Raw genomic sequence first — 22,501 nt, 5'->3', positions numbered from 1 at the left:
GCTTGAAAAATTTATACTCTAAAAAAGGACAAAGAGCATTCAAGGAACGGTCGTAGAATGCTTTTTGTCCTTTCTTTATTTATTGTGAAATTCTGTAACAGATAGGTAAATTCAGTAATTAGAAAAGCAGGTATGTTCCAATTTACTGGATCTTGTAAAAAAAATAAAAATGTAAAACCAGGAGGATTTATTCCACATTAGTATGTATTTTTCATATAGGAATAAAAAGATTAACAACAAAAACTTGAAATAGAAAAAATTTTTGATAGTGTAATAAACAGAAGTATGGAGGAGGTTTACCACCAGAATGGATACAAAATCGATGATTATCGACACTGCAACCACTCTTTTTCAGCAAAAAGGATATATAAGTGTAGGGCTAAACGAAATTTTAAAAACATGCAGCATTTCAAAAGGTTCGCTCTATCATCATTTTCCGAATGGAAAAGAAGAATTACTTATCGCCTGTCTTAAGTCAATGAGTGAGTCAATTACGACAGACATTGAAGATATTTTCAATCGATATCAAACCACGCAAGAAGCCACACTGGCTATGATTGAAAAATTAATCGAAAACTATAATCGCGAAGGTTCGATTTCTGGGTACACCTTTACTAGTATCGTTAGCGAATTGGCAACATTAAGTGATCCAGTCCGAAATGCCTGTTCTTACCTATACATAAAGATGCAAGGGATCTATTCCAAAAAGTTAGTAGAGGATGGTCTTTCAAAAGATAACGCTGATTCCATTGCCCTTATGATGACAGCTGCTTTCGAAGGTGGAATTATGCTCTGTCTTACACAAAAATCAAGCCACCCATTAAAAGTTATTTCACAGTTATTACCTAACCTCATGAAGGAATTCCAATAATGGCTGTTTAAAATGAATAAGCGAATACATACAGTTATTTTTAGATAACTTGTATGTATTCGCTTATTTTTGAGGTGAATTGTGCCCGTTTTCTTACCTCTTATTATTCTTTATAGCCGATGACACGAATCCTTTTATAGTCACCAATCCATCTGCCGTCCCTATATAGAACCTCTTTTAAATTGTTTTCCACCTTTACAATTATGCCAGCTTTTTTACGTTCAGGAACACCTGTTAACATGCTGCTTCCAAACATATGAATCCAGTTTTTTATAGCATTTTCCCCATCCAATGGGGTTGGCCGATCAAAATGTTGAGCAAAGGTCACTCTAAATCCTGCTTGTTCCATTAAGGACGAGTATTCAGCAATACTCGGGAAAAACCAAGGGAATTGTTCCATATTAAAAGTGAAACCTTCGGCCTTAATTTGATGAATGATTTCATCAGATATGGCCTGAACATTACCCTTGCCTCCAAATTCAGCCACAAATCTTCCGCCTCGTTTTAAGCTGTTATAAATACAAGTTAATGCTGGCTTTGGTTGTTTAATCCAATGAAGTGCAGCATTTGAGAATACTGCATCAAATTCATGATGAAATACTAACTTTGTTGCATCTTGGACGATGAATTGAATAGTTGGGTGTTTACTTCTCGCTTGTTCAATCATTTTTTCAGATTGATCGACCCCGGTAACCTCTGAACCATAATCAGATAATTGCTTTGCTAAATCTCCCGTTCCGCAACCAAGGTCAAGGATTTTTTCCCCTTGTTGAGGAGCTAATAATTCAATTAAACTCTCCCCATACATCGATACAAATGAATGTTTTGAATCATATAGATTGGCATTCCAAGTGTCCCTTATTTTTTCCATTTTGCAGCAGCTCCTCTTTGCAAGAATTTTTAAAATAAACTGTATATTACTGTTGATTCGATTATAATGGAGGTGTTGAATAATGGATATTAACAAAAAATAAGAAATTTAATAACGAACTGTTATTGAAGGAGCGATATGGATATTAAGTGGGTAAGAACCTTTATTATTTCTGCAAAATATGAAAATTTCCGGGAAGCATCTGAAGAGCTCTTTCTGACACAGCCTGCTGTCACCAAACATATTAAAAGATTAGAGGAAAGCTTGAACATCCTTTTATTTGAAAGAATAGGGACTAGAGTTACTCTTACACCGGCTGGTCACAAGTTTCTATTCCTTGCTAGGGAGTTAATCACCAATTATGAACAAGGAATAATGGACTTTGAATCGTGGAAACAAGGGTATAATCGAAAGTTAATTATTGCCGCTGCACCACAAATTGCCTCATCGTTTTTACCTGCATTATTACGAAAATTTATGGATGAACATCCCTATATAGAAGTGATTATCAATGTCCTAAGCTCTTATGATATAGGAAAGGAAGTCAGTGCGGGAAGTGCCGACTTAGGATTAAGCAGAATCCAGCCTGTTCAAACAAACTTAAGAACAGAGACGGTTCACAATGAATCTGTCAGGTTAATTGGGCCCAATGAGCCTTCCTTAGATGAACAGACCGTCCTTAAAAAATATAGGCTGATCACACATAACCATCCAGATTATTGGGAAGATTTATTGCACGAGATTAAGAGACATTATCCAACTGTAAAAACAATGAAAGTGAATCAGGTAGAAGTAACCAAGCGGTTCATTGAGGCAGGACTTGGTGTTTCCTTCTTACCGCTTACGGTGGTTAAAGAAGAAATTGGGTTGAACAAGCTGGTCGAAATAAAATCAGATAAAATTATTTCACCAACATCCTCTACGTATTTACTTACAAAAGTAGAAACGGAAGAAGTATTAGCATTTGCTGAGTTTTTAAAAAGCACTATTAAAAATCAAGAAAATGAAAAAGCACCACAGATGCGGTGCTAATTAAAAAGCTAATTGTCTGTTTCGAGATCTGCCGTTAAGGAGGTACCGGCGGGTCTCTCGCCATTCTGTAAATCTGCAATGGTCAGACCAAAATTCATTTCTAAATGGGGGTAATCTTTAAATCCCTTCCAATCGCCGCCCCATTCAAAACCTAAGGCTTTGGCCATTTTAACTACCTCAGCCCAGTCGGCTTTTCCATTTCCATTTCGATCATATTCCCTATCCCAAACCACATCACCTGATGGGGTCTCTAATGCAAAATCAATGGCAAGACCATAATTGTGATAGGACTCTCCTCCTTTGGCATTAGTGACAATATTCCCATCAGTTGTCCGGCCTTGCTGGTAAAGTTTATCCTGATCTGCTGCACTACGGAAACTATCCGTAATCACTACCACAATTCCCTTTTTTGCCGCCTGCTGAATTAATTGTTCGGTCCGTTCCTTGACAATCGGATTGAGCTCAGTCGGCATGGAAACAGGCTGTTTTTTTGGTGATTCCGTTGAGGGTTTAGAATCCAAATAGAATAGGATGAAGATCAATACAAGAGTTAAAGTAAATAATACACTTCCTATCCGTTTTAGCTTCAAGATGAAACGTCCTTTCAAAAAAATTATTTTATAAAAGTATGACGTAAAAAATATTGTCGTAGTTTCGTATATTTATATTGATAAATATAATATGCTTTTCTTTATTATAGCTTAAAAAATTATCGAAAAAGATAACTAAATAAGGAATTTTGAGGAAATGAAATAAATTTCCGCGGAAATATGTTGAATTTTCCCGGTATAAACGTAAAGTCTGCGAAATTCTAGTTAGGATCGGCAGGATGCCAAATGGGGAAACATCGCTTAGAGCGCCCTGAAGTACTAAAGGAATGAAGATCGACATGAAATGGAGTATAATATTGCTGAAATTAAAGTAATTATTGAGAAAAAGGGCGTGAATTTGATTTTGCTTCAATCAGGTGATTCACTTTTTAGACAGCCATCTTTTCGGAACTATTGGGTATCAAGGATTTTAGCCTCCACCTCATTTCAAATGCTGTCCGTCGCCATCGGATGGCAAATGTATGATTTGACACATGACGCCTTTAGTTTGGGTTTAGTGGGTCTTGCTCAGTTTATTCCAATGGTATTTTTGACCTTTGTAGTTGGGCAAGTGGCAGATCGGTTTGAACGTCGAAAAATCGTTTTCTATTGCCAAATTATCGAAGCGTTCATTGCCGGATTGCTTCTTTATGGCAATATTGGCGGCTGGCTCGGCAGAGACCAAATTTTAGTGGCGGCGGCCATTCTGGGGGCTTGCCGGGCTTTTGAAGGTCCAACCTCATCAGCTCTATTACCGCAGTTGGTTCCGAAAAAGATATTGCAGCAAGCTATTTCTTTAGCCACCACTGCAGGACAGACTTCCCAAATATTAGGTCCAATGATTGGCGGTTTACTTTTCTCAATCGGAGCTTCATATGTATACAGTACGGCAACAGTTGCGCTCTTTGTCGGAGCTATTCTAACATTTATGATTCGTCCGGAACATGAATTTGTTCGTAAATCGGAGCCAGTTTCAATACGTTCGATTTTTTTAGGTTTAGAATTTATTTATCGCCACCCTGTTATACTGGGAACGATTTCCCTTGATTTATTTGCTGTCCTGCTTGGCGGGGCGACGGCACTTTTACCGATTTATGCCCAGGATATTTTACATACGGGACCATGGGGCTTAGGGTTAATGCGGACTGCGCCGGCAGTGGGAGCATTAATCGTTTCATTGGTACTGGCTTATTATCCTCTTAAAAACAATATCGGACTTAAATTGTTCGGTGCACTTGCGGTTTTTGGCTTGGCCACGATGCTCTTTGCCCTTTCAACTAGTTTAATTGTTTCCTTATTTGCTTTATTTTTAATCGGAGGTTCGGATGTCATCAGCGTGGTGATTAGATCCTCACTTGTCCAACTGCAAACACCAGATGAAATGCGCGGCCGTGTGAATGCCGTAAACTCACTCTTTATCGGGACGTCCAATCAGCTTGGGGAATTTGAGTCGGGAACGATGGCCGGTCTGTTCGGCACGGTACCTGCCGCTTTTATAGGAGGAGTCGGAACGATTATTGTTGCCGGTCTGTGGATGTATTTGTTCCCTTCATTGAGAAAAATTCGGTCATTGTCGGGGAGTTAATAATGCAAAGAGATTGGAAGTCCAATCTCTTTTTGTCGTTAAGGAAATTATAAAATTTTCGCTTGTGGATAACAATTAAAAAACGGACTATCGACGTCCAGCTCCAGCGCTTTTGCTCCTTATTTAAATATATGCCGAAAAATAATTACTCCAAAATGAGGAAAATAAACAGCCATGATCGTGGATTTGCCCAGTTCAAAGTCCATCCAAAACCTAAAGCTTTTGGAACAAAGAGATAAGCGTCTTCCTTATTATAATACGCAAATTTACCATTCCTTTTTCTGAACTCTTCTATTTCCTTATTTGACCATTTTCTTTTATCCATATTAAATCACACCTTCTTAATAAATGGTCTTTCTTTTAACTCTTTTATAGTTAATTTGAAATTTAATAGCTGTTTATTTTGGGGGATATTGGTGTACAGTTTTTAAATTTAAGCACTTTGACATATTTTTTTCATAATTAAAAGACCTATCATCTGATGCTGCCATATGTTAGAGTTACCTAATAATATCTAAATAAAGGGTGTTTTCATATGGGAAAAGGACTTAAAATCGAATCTCCCAAAATCTTATCCAACTTAAGTAAAGCTAATTTTGATGATCTTTATCATGAAGAAGAACCGCAGTTAATCAACTGCATGGTGACCGGATCTCGGGCAGATGAGGTCGAAATTAATAACCTGATACTTTCAGGAGTTGTCTTTAAAAATGTAACGTTTCTCAATGCTAAACTCCATAGAATTGATATGACGGATGTTGTTTTTGAAAACTGTGACCTGTCTAATGCCAGATTTAGTGAGGGAATCATCCATCGCGTTTCCTTTAGGGACTGCAAGTTAATGGGCGTGGACTTCTCAGATGCAAATTTGGGAAATGTAACATTTGAAAACTGTTTGGCGAATTTCAGTGAGTTTGTCGATGCAAGTTTAAAACTGGTGGCCTTTCAGCAAAGTACGTTACAGAGTGCGAACTTTTATGATAGTAAGCTTTCCAAAGTAAAGTTAACAGAATGCGACTTAAATGATGCGCATTTTGAACAAACATCGTTGAAAGGGATTGACATTAGTACGTGTCGATTTGAACGACTAAATGTGTCAATTGAAAGTCTGGCTGGCTGTGAAGTTTCACCAGAACAGGCAATAGGATTTGTTTCTTTGATAGGGTTAAAAGTGAAACAATAATACACGGCTTACCTAAACGATGCTTATTAGATTAGGCATCGTTTTTGATGATATTGGATTTAAAGAAGGTATCTGGGTGGTCGTCTATACCAACACACTACAAAAAATTTTGAACTCTCTCAATCTTTAGACTAGAATAATGGTAAAAGCGCTTACTTTTTAAACTGATCTCAAAGAGGATGTGTTAGTGTGACTGTTATAGTTGCGGAAGAGAGTTATAGCCTTGAGGAGGTTGCTGGTGACAGGAAGATAATCACATCTGCGTCTGTATTCGGTATCCTCAGGCAGCAGCTTGCCAAAAATATTGGGATTAAGAGAATTAAGGGGTTCTTATTTCATTATGGCTGGGAAATGGGTGTGAAAAATGCTAAAGAAGCGTTGCAAACCGAATCCTCTCTCGAATATCTCATCAAGAATGGACCGATCCTTCATATACTAAATGGCCATATAAGAGGGATCAAGCATGAATGTAATTTTGATGTGGATGAGAAGCAAAGGATCAAACATTTTCATTCGTTCGGAACTTGGATAGATTCATATGAGGCCGAGGAACATTTAAATCGTTTTGGAATATCAAATGGTCCTGTCTGTCATACCTTAATTGGTTTTGCAAGCGGTTTTATGACAACCATCTTTGGGGAACCTCTTCTAGCCAGAGAAATTTCCTGTGTTGGAAAAGGGGACCCGAAATGCTGCTGGGAGATGAAGCCAAAAAAAGAATGGGAAACAGAACTTCAAGACGAGCATGAGCTGGATTTTTATAATGAAGCACCCATTGTGAAGGAACTTGAATATACGTATGATCAGCTCCTAGACCAAAAAAACGTGGTCACACGTTTGGCTAATTTTCAAAACAAGCTGACCGAAGAGATTATCAATGGTACTGACTTGCAGACGTTAGCCGATATGGTTTATGAACTGGTTCAAATCCCCATTATCGTGGAGGATACAGCTCTTCGCACAATCACTTTTTCAGGCCTGCAGGAGGAACAATTTTTACGGGTAAAATCAGATATGGAGTGTTATTCCCAAGAAAAGAGTCTAGATACCAATCGACTTTTCCCTTTTAGAAAAAAGATCATCAAAACTGAAACTCAGGAACGTCTCATTACCCCAATTCTATTACAAAAAGAAGTAATCGGTTATTGCAGCTTTGTTTATGATCAAATGGAGCATCACCATGAAGAGGATTATTTGTTCTTAGATCGGTTTGCCAATGCCGCCTCTCTTATTCTCTTAAATGAAAAAACCAAGTTTGAAACCTTTGAAAGAATGAAGGGCAGCTTTTTGGAACAAATCTTAGAGGGCAGACTGCCTAAAAATGAGATATCAAAGCGAGGCAAATATACAGGCTTAGATCTTGAGCAAAATTATTATATATCGGTAATGGAATATAAGAAAATACAGGGTTCGATTGAGGATGAATTCCTCCTGCAGGAACATGTCTTTGAAACCACCTTCCGTTATTTTAAGGAAAAAAAGCATAATATATTAGTAGGACATCGGGACGGCAACTTGGTCTTATTGATTACAAATGAAACGATCAATAAAAAATCGATCTATGAAGTGATGCAAGAATATATTAACTATATGATTGGAAATTATCCTGAAGGTCATTTTAAGATGGGCATCAGCCGTTTAGGTGACGATATTCACCAAGCCCCTAAATGTTACGAAGAAGCTGCGATTGCCTTACGTTTAGCCGTAAAGAAGAAGATTGTTCCCTTTCAATCCCTAGGAATCGTCGGTGTGCTGATAAACTCGAAAAATATCAGTGGAATTCGAATGATTGCCGAGCAGGAGCTTGGTCCTTTATATAACTTAGTAGATCCAAGAATGGTCGAACTTCTAAAAACCTTGTATAGTTTTTTATTAAACGGTGGAAAGCTTGAACAAACGATGAATGATTTAGCCTTATCAATGAGCGGTCTCAGGCATAGGGTTAGTCGGATAGAAAGCCTACTAGAAAAAGATTTACGTGATCCCAACGAAATGCATCAATTACTTTTAATTATAAAATCGTTAATTGCGATGGGGGAAATCAGTTTAGATTAAAAGCCATCCGGCTAGACCGGATGGCTTTTTTCTATCTATACAAGAAGTATAAATTTCGACTTCGTGAATTGTCCAGTTCCAGGCGCCGTCAGCTCGGGCCCACAAGCCGATAGGCGGGCGCCTTGCGCTTTTTTTAAAAGATAAGAAAGTATAAATGTTTTTGACTTCGAAAATTGTCCAGCTCCAGCGCCTAGCCCCTCGAGGTCACAAGCCAATCCGTCCAAAAGGTTAAAGAGCAACCTTTCGGCCGGCTCGTCTTGTGCTTGGCTACAGAAAGCTAACGCCTTCTGTACGCATTAAGGGCGACTAGTCTTTGGCCTTGCTTTCGCCGGCCAGTCGACAAGTCGCCCTATATCGGGGCTGACCAAGGCGCTTGCGCTTTTCTTATATATGATGAACAATTTTTGTCTAATAAAAAGAAAATGATGAGCAATAGTTGCCCTAGAATGAAGACTTTGAATTTTATACAATATTTACAAGGTTAATATATTAGAAACGCAAGTTGAAATGCAAATGTAAGCGATGTCAAATTTAATTTCTAACGGACAGTAGTCCACAATCACTTTATTATTAAAAAAAATGGAGAGGTGTCAAAGAAATGGCTAGTATCGTTTTAAAAGGGGAAGATGTGACCGTCGAAGAATTATTAGCCGGCGCAGAACGAATTGGAAAATTAGCGGAACAGGAAGCCTTAGAGGCTGAGAAAAATGCCACGATTTCACAAAATGTTGTGAATATGATTAAAGAAACACAAATTTCACGGATGATGCTTCCAAAAAAATATGGCGGTCCACAAGCAGATTTGAAAACGTTTGCCAGAGTAGTTCGCAAGGTGGCCAACTATAATATTTCGGCAGCATGGCTGACATATTTATACCCTCTCCACAACATGCTTCCAGCCTTTCTTCCTGAAAAGGGTGCCGACGAGATTGTCAATCATGGCGGATTAATTGCCGATATCTTTGCCGCCTTAGGTAAAGCAGAACGTGATGGAGAGGGGTATCGCATCAGTGGTAAATGGAGTTTTGTAAGCGGCATCAATTACAGTGACTGGGTTGGCGTTGGAGTGATGATTCAGTTCCCAGAAAGTGAGAAACCAGTATACTGCCTGCCGATGTTAAAAACTTCTGAGGTGGAGGTAATCCGCAATTGGGATACATTTGGCTTGAGAGGATCGGGAAGTAACCAAATTATTGCTGATAATGTATATGTCCCAATGGACCGGATTTTACGTTTGGACCAGGCAGAACTTACTCGAAGACCACCTTTTGAAGAATACGATGTGGACTATCCTTTCTATCATGTCCCATTTTTCCCTTCCTTCTATATAGGTTTCGGCTACATGGCACTGGGCGGGGCAGAACGGATGCTTCGGGAATTCAAAGTGCTGACTGAAAAACGAGTGCGCTTAATGGATGGAGTAAGAGAAAGTGAGTCACCAAGAAGCCAGCGGGTATTAGCAGAAATGACAACAGATTTTCACATGGCAGAGGCATTATTGGAAAAATATATTGACCTGCTTGAAAACTATGAAAAAGATGGCTGTAAAACACCGCCTTCTGAATTTTTTGCCATTCGTACAAAAGCGATTAAGCTCTGCACCGATATTGCGGTAAGATCGCTGTTAACTCTAGGCGGAGGCGCCCTTTATAAAGGCGGCCCAATGGAATTATTCCTACGAGATATCATTGCTGTAGCTACACATAAGACATCATTATATGAAGATGCTGTTGCAGCATATGGTAAGGATTTGTTCGGCTTTGAAAGTGGAGTTAGGGGATAAGAGGTCTGGAAATCGGCTTTTTTATGACTATTGTAGTATTTTAGCTTGTTGATTGGAGCGAAAGGCGGCGAAGACTCCTGCGGGAGTACGGGGCCGGGGAGACCCCGCAGGCGCAAGTACGTCGATGAGGCTCCCCGGCACGCCCGCGAACCGCTTGCCGCCTGGAGTGGAAATCAACATTCCAGATTAACAATGCAATTATATAAAAAAATAGGGGGATTTTTATAATGGATGATCGTCAGTTTCGCAGTGCGATGGGGAAGTTTGCAACAGGGGTAACCGTTATAGCTACTGATGCAGAAGGTGATGTCCACGGAATGACAGCGAATGCGTTCATGTCCGTATCGCTTGATCCAAAGCTTGTGGTTATTTCTATCGGAGAAAAAGCAAAAATCTTAAACAAAATAAAAGAAAGCAAGAATTTCACTGTTAATATCTTAGCCGCTGATCAGCAAGAGCTTTCCATGATTTTCGCCGGACAATTAAAAAAGGAAGTAGTATTTGACCGCCTTGATGGAAAGCCTGTTTTACCTGGTGCCGTTGCCCAAGTTGCCTGTGAAGTATCGGCTGAGCATGTGGAAGGGGACCACACCTTGTTTATTGGCAAGGTTACCGATATTCACCTTGAAGATGCTGAGCCATTAATTTTTTACAGTGGAAAGTACCGTTCATTAGTAGAGTTAGAGCCTGTGACCATTTAAGAACCGTGAGAGGAGACTGTTATGGAAACAATTCGTTTAAACCGAAGTAATTTGGCAGAATGGAAGAAAAAGGCGAGGCCAAATGTGATGGCACTTGGTTGTTTCGACGGTCTCCATCATGGGCATTGTGCAGTCATCATCACCGCTTTTCAAAAGGCAAACGAAAAGCAAGTACCATTAGCTGTCATGAGCTTTTTTCCTCACCCCAAGACTGTTATCAGCAATGGGAAAATTCACGTCCATTATTTAATGCCGCTTGCTGAAAAAGAGGCGAAGCTCAGGAAAATGGGTGTTGATACGTTTTATATTGTTGAATTTGATAAAGACTTCGCTGGGTTAGCGCCAGAACAGTTTGTTGCACAGTATTTAAACGGACTTGGTGTTGTTCATGCAGTGGCCGGATTTGATTTTTCATACGGTGCTCGCGGGGCGGGAAATATGGATCGGTTAACGAGCGACTCCGGCGGCCGGATAGATGTCACAAAGGTAGCAAAGGTAGAGCTTAGGGGGGAGAAGATTAGCAGTTCCTGTATTCGCGAACGGCTGTTAAACGGCAAAGTTGAAGAACTGCCCAATTTACTTGGTCAATTCTACGAAACACGGTGCGAATGGAATGGGGAGAGATTCATCTTGTATCCGTATTATACTCTGCCGGGCCCAGGCCGATACCGAGTTATATTAAAGAATCTGAGTGGTTCGGTCCAAACAGAACTCACCGTTCTCAACGATGGTACAACACTCAAGTGTAAGGATGAAATTCCTTTCATAGGGAAACTATCGATAGTCTGGAAAAAACAAATTGTTGAGGCTAGGAAACTACAAATTTCTTAAAAAAGGAGATGATTGAATGGCTAAAATTATTGCAGGCGTGGCCATGTCACATAGTCCCATGATCATGACAAATGAAGAGGGAGGCGGAGAAAAAGGACAGCGTTTCCTTCAAACAGCGGCTGAAATGAAGAAGTACCTTGAAGCTACAGGAGCCGATGTGATGGTATTAGTGTCTGATGATCATTTTAATAGTTATTTCTACGACCATATGCCTTCCTTTACGATTGGAATTGGTGAGTGTGAAGGCTGGGGAGACTGGCAGCTGCCTAAATATAATATCCCCGTCCAGCAAGACCTGGCAAAGCATATTCTTCACACAGGTTTAGAAAATAATGTTGATTTAGCGTTTACATTAAAAATGAAGGTCGATCACGGTCATACACAGGGAATTTACTTTTTAAATCCTGATCTTCAAATACCGGTTGTTCCGATTGCCGTTAATACGTCTGCTCCGCCACTGCCAACAATGGATCGCTGTTTCCAAATTGGTGAAGTCATCCGCAAAGCGATTGAATCCTGGGATGCAGATCTTAAGGTTGCTATTGTTGCTTCAGGCGGATTATCTCACTGGGTGCCGATACCGAAGATCGAGAGTGAAAAACCGGAAGACCAATTCTTGATTAATGTTTTAAAAAATGGCCGTCAGGAAATAGAGCAGCTTGATACCTATTTAAAGTTAAGGGAAACAAATGTAACAAGAATCAAATCAGGCCCTGTTAACGAACAAATCGATCGGGAGTTTTTACGATTGATTACCGAAAAGAATTATACAGCATTAAGAAACTGGAGTGCCGATTTTATTGAGGAAAATTTAGGAAACGGCGGTCAAGAGATTCGCAATTGGCTTGTCCTGCTTGGTGCGCTGCAAAAATTTGATGCGAGTGTTGCTTGCTATGAGCCAATTCCAGAATGGGTGACAGGGATGGCGATTGTTCAGTTTAGCCAGCCGGTTGAACAGTATGATTCAAAACAATCATCACAATACGAAGTTAGCATTTAAGGGGTTTATTGTTAAAAAAAAGGAGAGATTTAAATGACGATCTGGACAGACTTAGCTGATTTGGAATACAAACTTTATTACGTAAATGCAAACGATATTAAAACAAGAGTACTAGAAGCTGGGACAGGGGAACCGTTGATTTTACTTCATGGTACCGGTGGCCATATTGAGGCATATGCCCGAAATATTCGAGGATTGAGTGAACATTTCCGCGTCATTTGCATCGATATGGTAGGACACGGATATACAGCTAAACCTGATTGCCAGTATGGAATTGATTATTATAGCGAGCATTTATTAGGAGTTATTCAAGCCCTAGGATTAACAAAAGTATATCTTTCTGGAGAATCATTAGGCGGCTGGGTAGCAGCATGGTTTGCAGCTGAGCATCCAGAGTATGTAACAGCAATGGTATTGAATACACCGGGCAACGTCAATAACAAGCCTGAAGTCATGCAAAAATTAAAAGATTCTACATTAAAAGCGGTTCTTGAAGCTAACTATGAAAATGTTAAAACTAGACTAGAGTGGTTAATGTATGACAAGAGCCAGGTGACCGATGAATTGATTGAAGCCCGCTACAAAATTTATACACAGCCGTCTTACCAAGAAGCCGTTCATCATATTGTCTGCCTGCAGGATATTGAAATTAGGAAGTTATACAGCTGGGAACCATCATGGTGCGGCAAAATCAATGTACCGACGTTGTTAGCTTGGACAGACCATGACCCAACCTCTACTGTTGAGGAAGCGAAACCTATTCAGGATATGATTCCAAATAGTGAACTAGTTGTCATAAAGGATGCCGGACACTGGCCGCAGTGGGAGAAACCCGAAGAGTTCAATGCTGTATTAATAGACTTCTTGTTGAAAAATGGTAAAGAAGCTGCTAAGCAGGATGAAACACTAGTAACAAAATAATAGAAACAACCTTTGCAGAGCACTATTAAATTGATTCATAGCTTAACATGTTTTTGAATCTATCAGATAGTGCTCTATTTTTAATAAGGTAAGAAAGAAAAGTTTTTGACTTTGAGAATTGTCTAGCTCCAGCGCCTAGCCCCTCGATGATCTACAGCTTATCCAGTTGCGGCTCCTTGGGACGCAAGTCTAAGCCACCCCCTGAAGAAGGCAAAAAGTGCCTTCTTACAGGGTGCGTCTTAGCCTAGAGTCCCAGAACAGTCGCCTCCACATTTAGATCAATCCGTCTAAAAGGTTAAAAAGCAACCTTTCGGCCGGCTCGTCTTATGCTTGGCTACAGAAAGCTATCGCTTTCTGTACGCATTAAGGGCGACTAGTCTTTGACCCTGCTTTCGCTGGCCAGTCGACAAGTCGCCCTATATCGGGGCTGACCAAGGCGCTTGCACTTTTCTTTTAAAAGGAGTTTTGTCTATGAGTAGTAATCAAGTCATTCATCGTGTTCAACATGTTTATGAGCTTTTGCAGCAGGCTGAAGCAGCAAAGAAATCGATCACACCTCTTTCAGAAATCTATCCAGATTTAACGGTGGATGAGGCGTATCAGGCCCAGCTTTTAGGAATTGATCAAAAGGTTCAAGGCGGGCAGAGGGTTGTTGGGAAGAAGATTGGGTTAACCTCTGTTGCCATGCAGCAGCTGTTAGGTGTTGATCAGCCGGATTACGGTTTTCTTTTGAACCCGATGGAAATCAGTAATAATGGGTTAATCCATTTAGATGATTTGTTTCAGCCAAAGGTGGAAGGTGAGATTGCCTTTGTACTCCGCAAGGATTTGAAAGGGCCTTCTGTGACAATCGATGATGTTATTGATGCGACAGATTATGTAGCCCCAGCCTTAGAGATTGTCGACAGCCGGATTACGGACTGGAAGATTACCTTGGCCGACACGATTGCCGATAATGCATCGAGCGGATTGTTTGTCATCGGTGATGAGCGGTTTTCGCTCACAGATATCGATCTGCCATCGATTGAAATGAATTTGTTTAAAAATGGTCAATTGGTCAATACAGGATATGGTTCAGATGTTTTAAGTCATCCTGCTAAATGTGTGGCTTGGCTGGCAAATAAGCTATCCGAGTACAATGTGGTGTTAAAAGCAGGGGAGGTTATTTTATCTGGGGCATTATCAGCAGCGGTAGCAGCTGAAAAAGGAGATCGATTCACAGCTGGATTCTCTCATATTGGGAAAGTTGAGGTTACATTTAAGTAGTCAACTAACAAGACCTTTCTCAGGGAGGAAAGGTCTTGAAAATAAGTAATATAAATGAGTGAATTTTAAGGAGGTCCTTTTATGGGGAAAAAGAAAAGTTCTGTATCAAAAAGAGCATGGGTGATCATCTTTCTGCTATTTTTATTAACAGTTATCAGTAATGCGGATAAAGCCATTGTTGGATTTGCTTCCGTTCCGATTATGAAGGAATTAGGATTATCTCCCGAGCAATGGGGAGTTGTTGGAAGTGTCTTTTTTTTACTGTATTCACTTTCAGCGGTTTTAGGCGGCAGCCTTGCAGATAAGATTGGAGCGAAAAAGGTTATTGCTGGAATGGTAGCAGTCTGGTCAATCGTTCAATTCTCGACGATATTTGTCAGCAGTTTTTCGTATTTATTGGTAACTAGAATCATTTTAGGAGCTGGAGAAGGGCCTTCATACGCTTTAGCGATGACAGCCGCCTCAAAATATCTTCCAAAAGAAAAATTAGGTATTGGCTTAACAATGGTTTCAGTTGGCGGTCCGCTTGGTGTCGCCATTTCAGCCCCTATATTAATGCACCTCATCATGAGTTATGGCTGGCGTTCTGCGTTTATCACAACCGGAGTTGTAGGTTTTCTTTGGATTTTAGTGTGGTTATGGATTGCAAAAGAGAAAACGGTTACAGATACGGAACTTGCTACAGAAAAGGATAGTTCACAAATCGTATCGAACGAGTCAAAATTCACCTCTGCTCTATTCTCAAAAAACTTCATCTTTGTCGCATTATGTGGTTTTGCCACTTATTGGTCCTTTACGATTGGGCTGAACTGGCTTCCGAATTATTTAGAAAATGTCCGCCACCTAAGTGAAGGCACTTTAAAAATTGTCGTAGCACTGCCTTGGATTATGATTACCCTTTCGCAAATTATCTTTTCAACAATTTCTGACCGGCTTTACCATAAAACGAAAAGTGTGGTGAAGGGCCGAATTTTTGTCCTTGGACCAGTCATGTTAGCTGGAGCAGTCAGCTACTTTTTTGGAGCGATGGTCAGCTCGAATATTTTAGCAATAGTATTATTATCGCTTGGGCTAACATTTGGATGTATTACCTTGGTTATGGGACCAGCTATTTTAGTAGATTTGGTTTCACATAAGCATCAGGGTAAAATTCAAGGCTGGTTCATGGCGCTAACTTCATTGGGCGGCATTGTAGGGCCATATGTAACGGGTTATTTCATCGAACACTCAGCAAGTCCAGCAGCTGGTTTCCAACATGCGTTCCAGCTTTGTGGATTAATCCTTCTTGTTTTCGGTGGATTAGTTTGGCTGGCTGTTCGTCCAAAGGAGTCAGAAAATTCAGGCCTATTAAATGCAAATACATCAAAAGTCTTGTAAAATTAACTAATAAGTATAAAAATTGAGAACAGTGACTGAACCTGTTCTCTTTTAAATTAATTTTAAAAAAAGAGAGGGATGACCACATGGGTTTGCAAGTGGTACGTTTTCAAACGGATAATCAAGAGCAGTGGGGCGTTGTTTCAGGAGATTCCATCCTTGTATTAGAACATGTTTATCGCAGTTTAGCTGAGTTTTTAGAAGTAGGAACGGAAGAAGCTAGAAGGATCAAGGAAGAAGGATCTGCAAGGGCTGTTTCATTTGCTGATGTGGAGCTCTTAAGTCCTGTCACGACACCAGCACGATTTATTTGTCAGGGTACAAACTATGCCTCCCATCGTGCCGAAGCAGGACTTGAAGCCAACCGGCCTCCATTTAACTTGTTTTTCAGTAAAGCGGATAGTACGTTATGTGGGGCGAACAGCGAAATTATCCGTCCCGATCATGTGAAATTGTTAGATTATGAGATTGAACTAGGTCTCATTATAGGTAAGGATATTACAGGGCCTGTTGAGGTGACGGACAATAATCTTCATCAATATATTGCCGGTATTGTGATGGTGGATGATGTCTCAGCCCGTGACGTGCAGTTTACGGAAGGCCAGTGGTTAAAGGGAAAAAGCTACCGGACGTTCGCACCTGCTGGTCCCATTCTGTATTTACTTGATCAAGATGAAGTGGCAAAGATTCATAATTTAGAATTAAACCTTTGGGTTAATGATGAGCTTCGCCAATCTGCTAATTCAAGTCAGCTGCTTTTTAAACCGACAGAGACCTTGACAGAGCTATCCGAAATGATGGATTTATCAAAAGGGGATTTAGTTATTACGGGGACAACTGGTGGAGTCGCTTTAAATCTTTCTCCTGAAGTCAATGGACAGCTTGCCAATTCCTCATTATCTGCTCAGCAAAAGCTGGAGATTTTATTGGCAAGCCAAGCCAATAATGAACGATATCTAAAGGATGGCGACATTATCCGCTGCCAAATCAAAAGTCCGGACGGTTCCATTGATTTGGGTGAACAGAAAAATAAAGTGGTGACAGGGAGTAAAAAGCCAGTCAGCCTATAAGCTGGTACTAAGGCGAACAGTGCTATGAACTGTTCGTCTTTTTACTTTTTACTTTGCAGGGAACCTATACAGGTGCCGGAATAAATCGGCATGGTCCATTGATGTACGAGTCACCATTAAGAACGATCAGATTATCACTGTTTAAGATTAGTGATTTTGCCATGCATTACTCGGAAGCGACGTAGTAGGACTGCCAAATGAAGTAATGCCAAGAAAAGTGCTCAGGTAACGAATGACTTTTTGAAACAAAGAACAAGGGAAAGGATCCAAGGTTCTAATGTGAATACCTTTTCGCTTTATTACGTACAAAATCAAGGATCATTTTTGAAAGGATAAACATAAGAAGTGTAACTATAAATGAGAATAGATAGTTCCAATTTTCTAACTTATACATATTAAAATAAACAAAAATTGGTATCCCTATAAAGCACATTACAGCAGAAATAATAACTTCAGCTAGTAAATAAACTTTCCATTTACTGAAAAATTGATAACACAAAGCCATCAGTACGGGAACGATCGGAAAATCCACTGAATTTAAGCGGTGAGTAAATATTAATAATTGGTGGGGATAACTCCAACGGTCGTAAAAAGTGCCTATTTCTTCTGCCAGACCAACAATAATAAAATTAAGTACAAATGCTAAAGAAATTAACAATATTCTACTTCGAACCATTAAAGTTATAAAATAAAAAATAAAGCATTTAAAAGGACAATAGTCCACCATTGAATACTAAATACATCTTGATGTATCCATATATGTGTTTCTAATGAATGGTATCTGCTGCCCATCTTTTCTATATGACTGTACATAATATCCCTCACTCATATGTAACTATTAACGAATTCTAGATTACACATCTTTGTTTGTAATATACCTTTGCAGGACATTTTTAGACTGTTATAAAAAGCCTTAAGTCCAAATTTGGTTTAATATATATAATCCTAAGCACGCGTAGATTATTATTAATAAAAATAATCCCCAATATACCTTAGTGTCTGATTCAATTGGATTTCGATATTTAAAAGGTATACGTAGTCTTAATCGTTTTTGGAGATTAATACCTAATGACGAAAATAAAATGATAGTTGAGGACATATGTCCTATCCTGAACATGGAGAAATACTTTTTAATAAAGGTAGATCTAGTTTAGGGAGAGATAAAAAATGAAAGGATGCTTATTCGCCATTTTAGGAGGGGCCTTTATTACACTGCAAGGTGTGGCAAACACACGGATAAGTGATGATATCGGGACTTGGCAGGCAGCAGCGATTACTCAGTTTACCGGATTTGTGGTGGCCTTGCTAGTATCTTTATTTGTTCGTGAAAATAAATGGCAGGGATTCAAACAGGTAAATCCTTTCTATTTAACTGGCGGTGCGTTTGCTGCGATTGTCATTTTTGGTAACGTCACATCGATCCAGAAGATTGGCGTGACCTTGTCGATTTCGGCCATATTGATTTCCCAATTAACGTTAACCTTTATCATTGATAGTAATGGCTGGTTTGGACTGGTAAAACAACGAATGAAGCTTCCGCAATTTATCGGAATTGGCTTGATGATTGCTGGTGTGGTAATACTTCGTTTTTAAAATGGAGGTGGAATGTGTGCTGGAAATAAACGATCGTGGGAAATTGGAGTCTTATATCAAGATGCATCAAATCGATGCCATATTTACGGAACAGCTCCTTCCACATCTAGCGCTGTATAGGTTTGATAAGGGAGAGTTGATTTGCTCTCAAGGTGACCCGTATCAATATTTATATATCCTTGTTAAAGGAAAACTAAAAATCTATACGAATTCACCTGAAGGCAAAACCCTTATCCTTTCTTTTAAAAAGCCGCTTGAGGTGATTGGGGACCTTGAATACGTACAGGGCATTGATTTTATTAACACGGTTGAGGCGGTATCGCCGGTGATGATGATTGGTGTTCATCATCGCTGGTTGAAACAATATGGACATGACCATGCGCCACTACTCAATTTTTTATTAGAAATTATTACGAAAAAATTCCACCTTAAAAATAAATCAATGAGTTTTAATATTATGTATCCGGTGGAAGTACGGCTCGCCAGTTACCTCTTATCTGTATCGTTTGAGGAATCTGAGGTGGCTCTCAGTATAAAAGATGCTGCGAATTTAATTGGAACAAGTTACCGGCATCTAAATCGAGTAATCACTAAGTTTTGCGAGGAAGGTTTGATTGAGAGGAATAGAGGCTTTATTCTCGTGAAGGACTTAGAGGGATTAAGGAAGCTTGCCGGGGGCAATATTTACGAATAAAGTTTAGGGAGAGGATTGGATGTTAGTAGGATTCATTTTCGCGTTAATAGCAGGTTCTTTAGTTGGTTTGCAGAATATATTTAACAGTAAGGTCAATGAACGCGCAGGTTCTTGGGCGACAACCACGCTGGTGCTGGGACTTGGATTCCTTGCTTCGCTATTGATGGGGCTAATTTTTGAAGGAAAACAAATGTTTTATCTGCATGATATGAAGCCCTGGTATTGGATGAGCGGAGTAATCGGAGTTGGAGTGGTTACATGTATCGTTCAAGGGATTAAGAGGCTCGGACCAACAATTGCCGTTTCAATCGCCTTAATCTCACAGCTCGTGTTTGCCTTATGGTGGGATTCCATGGGTTTTCTGGGGTTAGATAAGGTTCCTTTTACCTTTAAGCATTTGCTTGGGGTGTTGGTGATTGTGGCGGGGATTGTTGTATTTAAGTTGGGCGGTGGTAAAGAAAGTCAGGAGGAGTCGAGGGTGATTCAGAATGGCTTGAAGCATTTAGGTGGAAACTAAAGCAACCTTTTACGGCTGCTTTTAGTCATCTTGTTCTTCTGTGGATTTTGATTCAAGAGGGGAATGCTCTAACGCATCTGTCATTTTCTCTTTCGTTATATTAATGTTTTCTTCGGTACGAGTATTCCAAATACTGTATTTCATTTGGTTTCCCCCTCCATTGTTTTCATTTTTCATAGGTTTATTACACCTCCATTCTTATCGTCTCTAGAAGGAGATGAAGTATACCAACTATTTAATCGAGTTTTCTGTGAATAAACAAAATTGGCCAAAAAATAAAATACTGGATATTGAACAACACCATAACTTAATCGTTATCCAATTTTCCCGTCCCACTAGTACCGGCTCCGCCTACGCCAAATACCATGATAGCCACGCATGCTATCCCCACTAACATATAGTTTAAAGCACCAATGTTAACAAACTATGTCTTAATTGTTATGGGCATATTAATTGTCTATTAAAATATTATTAAAATGTACATGTTTAAAGGGGAGGGAAAAGAGATGGAACATGAATTAAAAGAGTTTATTAAGAAGTGTGACGAGGCCATAAAGCAGGAAAATTTTGATACGTTAATGAAATATTACACAGAGGATGCCATTTTGGTCGTAAAGCCTGGCAGGGTTGCTAGAGGCAGGGAGGAAATAAAAAAAGCTTTCATTGCTATCGCTAAGTATTTTAATAACAGTCTTGTACCAACACAGGGGGAAATGATTATCCTAGAAGCCGGAGACACAGCTTTGGTTATTTCTCAAACGCTGCTTGATGCCGAAAAAAAGGACTCGGAGTTCTCAATGGATCGAAGAGCAACCTATGTGTTTAAGAAGAATACACAAGGAAATTGGTTATGTGCCATCGATAACTCATATGGAACCGATTTAATAAATAGTTAGCAACAAAAAAAACGGTTCGGATCCCGAATCGTCTTTTTTGTTGTACTGTAATTACACCATTGCTTTTGATTTTTCAGCACCAGCATTTTTGTTACCCATTTTTCTAACGAATGGAACTACCCAGCGGTCTAAACCGATTCTACCGGCATTGTAACCTGCAGTTAAGATGATGAAGCCTAAGAAGATGTCTCTAGGATTATGAGATACAGTTCCTGCTAAAAAGAAAGAGAAGTTCATCATAAGACCAAAGAACATTGCTGTAGTGGTTAAGCAGCCAAGGATTAAGCCTAAACCAATTAAAGATTCGCCAACAGGTACAATCATGTTAAAAATATCAACGTTTGGTAAGGCAATGTGTTTAAGGAAGTCAACATACCAGCCAAATACGACTGCGCCGTCTGGACCTTTTACTGGGTTGGCGATTGCTCCTTTTAGGAATCCAGAAGCATCGAACCCTCCGCTAGATAATTTTCCAATTCCTGCGGTAATCCAAGAGTAGCCAAGGTATAAACGTAAAACAGTTAAGATAACTGCTGCAACTTTATTCTCTCTTAAAAATTTGTTAAACATAAATGATTCCACCTTTCAAATTTTGTTTCTCTTTATGGTTCTACTATATTCCTTTTTCATATTAAAAAGATGGCAATAGTGATAAGTTCAAAGTTTGTTCGAAATGTTTTTACAGAATTATGAACATCCACTGAATCAAACAAAAAAAGACTCCCATTACGGAGATGTAGTGGGAGTCTTACTTTCTTTATTCAATTTTAACTCTAGTTTTTCACTTAAAAAGGTTGAGCCGAGGATAAGAACACCGCCCATCATTTGAATAACCGTCATACTTTCACCTAAGAAAATCGCCGCGATAATAACAGCGGAAATGGGATCTATATAACTTAGGACTGCGATGCTGGAGCCCTTTAGCTCTTGAATTGAGGTGAAATATAAAAAATAAGCCAATCCTGTGTGAACGATACCTAAGATCAGGATAAAGATAATCGAAGTGGAGTTTAGCCCTGAAAAAGTAAGATTCCCTTGCCAAGCGATATAAGGCAGAAGCACAATGGCTGCGGCCAATAGTTGAACTAATGTAATTTCAAAGCCAGATAGGTTTTTTATAAATTTGTTCATTATAATTACACTTGCATATAGTGCCGCTGCTAACAGACCATAGAATATGCCAAGAGTATGGTTTTGGCCTTCTCCCCCAGGATTCACAATTAAAAACAGGCCGATCATAGCCGCTATAATACAGCCAATCTTTACACTCGTTAGTTTTTCCTTGAGAACCCATGGAGCCAGGATCATGACAAAGATGGGAGCGAAGTAATAGCTAATGGTGGCATTTGAGATGGTTGTGTACCGATATGATTCAAATAAGAAGATCCAATTCAGCCCGATGGCTCCTCCTGATAGTAAGAGCAGGAGTGCATTTTCTTTTAATGCCTTAAACGATGGCTTATGTTTAAGTAAAAAGCTGGCACCAAGCAGAAATAGGCTTCCAATTATCCCTCTTAAAAACGCAATTTCACTTGAAGACATCTCAATGTTTTTTACAAAGACCCCAATGCTTCCAAAGATGAGCATGGTCGTGATGAGTCTCATTTTTCCTCTCATGTTTACCCCCCTTTGTTTTATTCTATCGAATCATAATATAAATCTTTA

General features: G+C 39.5%; 23 protein-coding genes. 17 read left to right on the top strand and 6 right to left on the bottom strand.

The window, feature by feature from the left end; all coding sequences use genetic code 11:
• Window positions 1-307: 307 nt before the first annotated feature.
• Window positions 308-871 carry a TetR/AcrR family transcriptional regulator gene (locus M3226_RS12345; protein ID WP_251565754.1) on the top strand — a complete coding sequence of 188 codons (564 nt, stop codon included), beginning with the start codon at window positions 308-310 and terminating at the stop codon, window positions 869-871.
• Between the two features lie 103 nt (window positions 872-974).
• Here M3226_RS12345 and M3226_RS12340 read toward each other — a convergent pair whose 3' ends face one another.
• Window positions 975-1,742 carry a class I SAM-dependent methyltransferase gene (locus M3226_RS12340; RefSeq protein ID WP_251565752.1) on the bottom strand — a complete coding sequence of 256 codons (768 nt, stop codon included), beginning with the start codon at window positions 1,740-1,742 and terminating at the stop codon, window positions 975-977.
• A 138-nt stretch (window positions 1,743-1,880) separates the two neighbouring features.
• Here M3226_RS12340 and M3226_RS12335 point away from each other — a divergent pair, with 138 nt between their 5' ends.
• Window positions 1,881-2,774, top strand: coding sequence for a LysR family transcriptional regulator (locus M3226_RS12335; RefSeq protein ID WP_251565750.1), 894 nt, complete (start codon window positions 1,881-1,883; stop codon window positions 2,772-2,774).
• Between the two features lie 8 nt (window positions 2,775-2,782).
• On the opposite strand, the gene M3226_RS12330 is transcribed toward M3226_RS12335, so the two are convergent.
• Window positions 2,783-3,364: a M15 family metallopeptidase gene (locus tag M3226_RS12330; RefSeq protein WP_285857828.1), complete on the bottom strand. Its 582-nt coding sequence runs from the start codon at window positions 3,362-3,364 to the stop codon at window positions 2,783-2,785.
• A gap of 304 nt (window positions 3,365-3,668) precedes the next feature.
• Between M3226_RS12330 and M3226_RS12325 the strand changes: the two genes are divergently transcribed.
• Window positions 3,669-4,949 (top strand): MFS transporter, encoded by a 1,281-nt coding sequence (locus M3226_RS12325; RefSeq protein ID WP_251565748.1) that lies wholly within the window; start codon window positions 3,669-3,671, stop codon window positions 4,947-4,949.
• Between the two features lie 145 nt (window positions 4,950-5,094).
• Here M3226_RS12325 and M3226_RS12320 read toward each other — a convergent pair whose 3' ends face one another.
• Entirely contained in the window at window positions 5,095-5,274 is a 180-nt protein-coding gene (locus tag M3226_RS12320) for a DUF5808 domain-containing protein (RefSeq protein ID WP_251565746.1), read from the bottom strand.
• A 210-nt stretch (window positions 5,275-5,484) separates the two neighbouring features.
• Here M3226_RS12320 and M3226_RS12315 point away from each other — a divergent pair, with 210 nt between their 5' ends.
• From M3226_RS12315 to M3226_RS12255, 13 genes are all read left to right on the top strand, one after another.
• Window positions 5,485-6,132, top strand: a complete 648-nt coding sequence (locus tag M3226_RS12315) for a pentapeptide repeat-containing protein (protein ID WP_251565744.1) — start codon at window positions 5,485-5,487, stop codon at window positions 6,130-6,132.
• A gap of 189 nt (window positions 6,133-6,321) precedes the next feature.
• On the top strand, window positions 6,322-8,187 hold the full coding sequence (locus tag M3226_RS32485) for a XylR N-terminal domain-containing protein (protein ID WP_251565743.1): 1,866 nt from the start codon (window positions 6,322-6,324) through the stop codon (window positions 8,185-8,187).
• Window positions 8,188-8,785: 598 nt separating this feature from the next.
• Window positions 8,786-9,970, top strand: a complete 1,185-nt coding sequence (locus M3226_RS12305) for an acyl-CoA dehydrogenase family protein (RefSeq protein WP_251565741.1) — start codon at window positions 8,786-8,788, stop codon at window positions 9,968-9,970.
• A gap of 227 nt (window positions 9,971-10,197) precedes the next feature.
• Window positions 10,198-10,671 carry a flavin reductase family protein gene (locus M3226_RS12300; RefSeq protein WP_251565739.1) on the top strand — a complete coding sequence of 158 codons (474 nt, stop codon included), beginning with the start codon at window positions 10,198-10,200 and terminating at the stop codon, window positions 10,669-10,671.
• A gap of 21 nt (window positions 10,672-10,692) precedes the next feature.
• Window positions 10,693-11,502 carry an FAD synthetase family protein gene (locus M3226_RS12295; RefSeq protein WP_251565737.1) on the top strand — a complete coding sequence of 270 codons (810 nt, stop codon included), beginning with the start codon at window positions 10,693-10,695 and terminating at the stop codon, window positions 11,500-11,502.
• 16 nt (window positions 11,503-11,518) lie between these two features.
• The gene (locus M3226_RS12290) at window positions 11,519-12,502 is read left to right on the top strand and encodes a hypothetical protein (RefSeq protein WP_251565735.1); all 984 of its coding nucleotides are present in this window, start codon (window positions 11,519-11,521) and stop codon (window positions 12,500-12,502) included.
• Window positions 12,503-12,535: 33 nt separating this feature from the next.
• Window positions 12,536-13,423 carry an alpha/beta fold hydrolase gene (locus tag M3226_RS12285; protein ID WP_251565733.1) on the top strand — a complete coding sequence of 296 codons (888 nt, stop codon included), beginning with the start codon at window positions 12,536-12,538 and terminating at the stop codon, window positions 13,421-13,423.
• Window positions 13,424-13,894: 471 nt separating this feature from the next.
• A complete protein-coding gene (locus M3226_RS12280; protein ID WP_251565731.1) occupies window positions 13,895-14,689 on the top strand; it encodes a 2-keto-4-pentenoate hydratase in 795 nt (264 codons plus the stop codon).
• An 81-nt stretch (window positions 14,690-14,770) separates the two neighbouring features.
• Window positions 14,771-16,066, top strand: a complete 1,296-nt coding sequence (locus M3226_RS12275; RefSeq protein ID WP_251565729.1) for an MFS transporter — start codon at window positions 14,771-14,773, stop codon at window positions 16,064-16,066.
• Window positions 16,067-16,152: 86 nt separating this feature from the next.
• Window positions 16,153-17,136, top strand: coding sequence for a fumarylacetoacetate hydrolase family protein (locus M3226_RS12270; protein WP_251565727.1), 984 nt, complete (start codon window positions 16,153-16,155; stop codon window positions 17,134-17,136).
• Between the two features lie 1,167 nt (window positions 17,137-18,303).
• Complete coding sequence (locus tag M3226_RS12265) at window positions 18,304-18,729, top strand: DMT family transporter (protein ID WP_251565725.1); 426 nt, start codon at window positions 18,304-18,306, stop codon at window positions 18,727-18,729.
• A gap of 16 nt (window positions 18,730-18,745) precedes the next feature.
• Complete coding sequence (locus tag M3226_RS12260; RefSeq protein ID WP_251565723.1) at window positions 18,746-19,423, top strand: Crp/Fnr family transcriptional regulator; 678 nt, start codon at window positions 18,746-18,748, stop codon at window positions 19,421-19,423.
• 19 nt (window positions 19,424-19,442) lie between these two features.
• Complete coding sequence (locus tag M3226_RS12255; RefSeq protein WP_251565721.1) at window positions 19,443-19,940, top strand: DMT family transporter; 498 nt, start codon at window positions 19,443-19,445, stop codon at window positions 19,938-19,940.
• A gap of 21 nt (window positions 19,941-19,961) precedes the next feature.
• Here the strand turns inward: M3226_RS12255 and M3226_RS32220 are convergent, their stop codons facing one another.
• Window positions 19,962-20,084 carry a hypothetical protein gene (locus tag M3226_RS32220; RefSeq protein ID WP_285857826.1) on the bottom strand — a complete coding sequence of 41 codons (123 nt, stop codon included), beginning with the start codon at window positions 20,082-20,084 and terminating at the stop codon, window positions 19,962-19,964.
• Window positions 20,085-20,446: 362 nt separating this feature from the next.
• On the opposite strand from M3226_RS32220, the gene M3226_RS12250 reads away from it, so the two are divergent.
• Entirely contained in the window at window positions 20,447-20,836 is a 390-nt protein-coding gene (locus tag M3226_RS12250) for a YybH family protein (protein ID WP_251565718.1), read from the top strand.
• Window positions 20,837-20,887: 51 nt separating this feature from the next.
• Here the strand turns inward: M3226_RS12250 and M3226_RS12245 are convergent, their stop codons facing one another.
• The gene (locus M3226_RS12245; RefSeq protein ID WP_251565716.1) at window positions 20,888-21,406 is read right to left on the bottom strand and encodes a DoxX family membrane protein; all 519 of its coding nucleotides are present in this window, start codon (window positions 21,404-21,406) and stop codon (window positions 20,888-20,890) included.
• A 156-nt stretch (window positions 21,407-21,562) separates the two neighbouring features.
• Complete coding sequence (locus M3226_RS12240) at window positions 21,563-22,453, bottom strand: DMT family transporter (RefSeq protein ID WP_251565714.1); 891 nt, start codon at window positions 22,451-22,453, stop codon at window positions 21,563-21,565.
• Between the last annotated feature and the right edge of the window lie 48 nt (window positions 22,454-22,501).

This window comes from Neobacillus cucumis, assembly GCF_023715505.1.
Note: the sequence above shows the minus strand (reverse complement) of the source record. Positions and strands in the feature narration are given on the sequence as shown.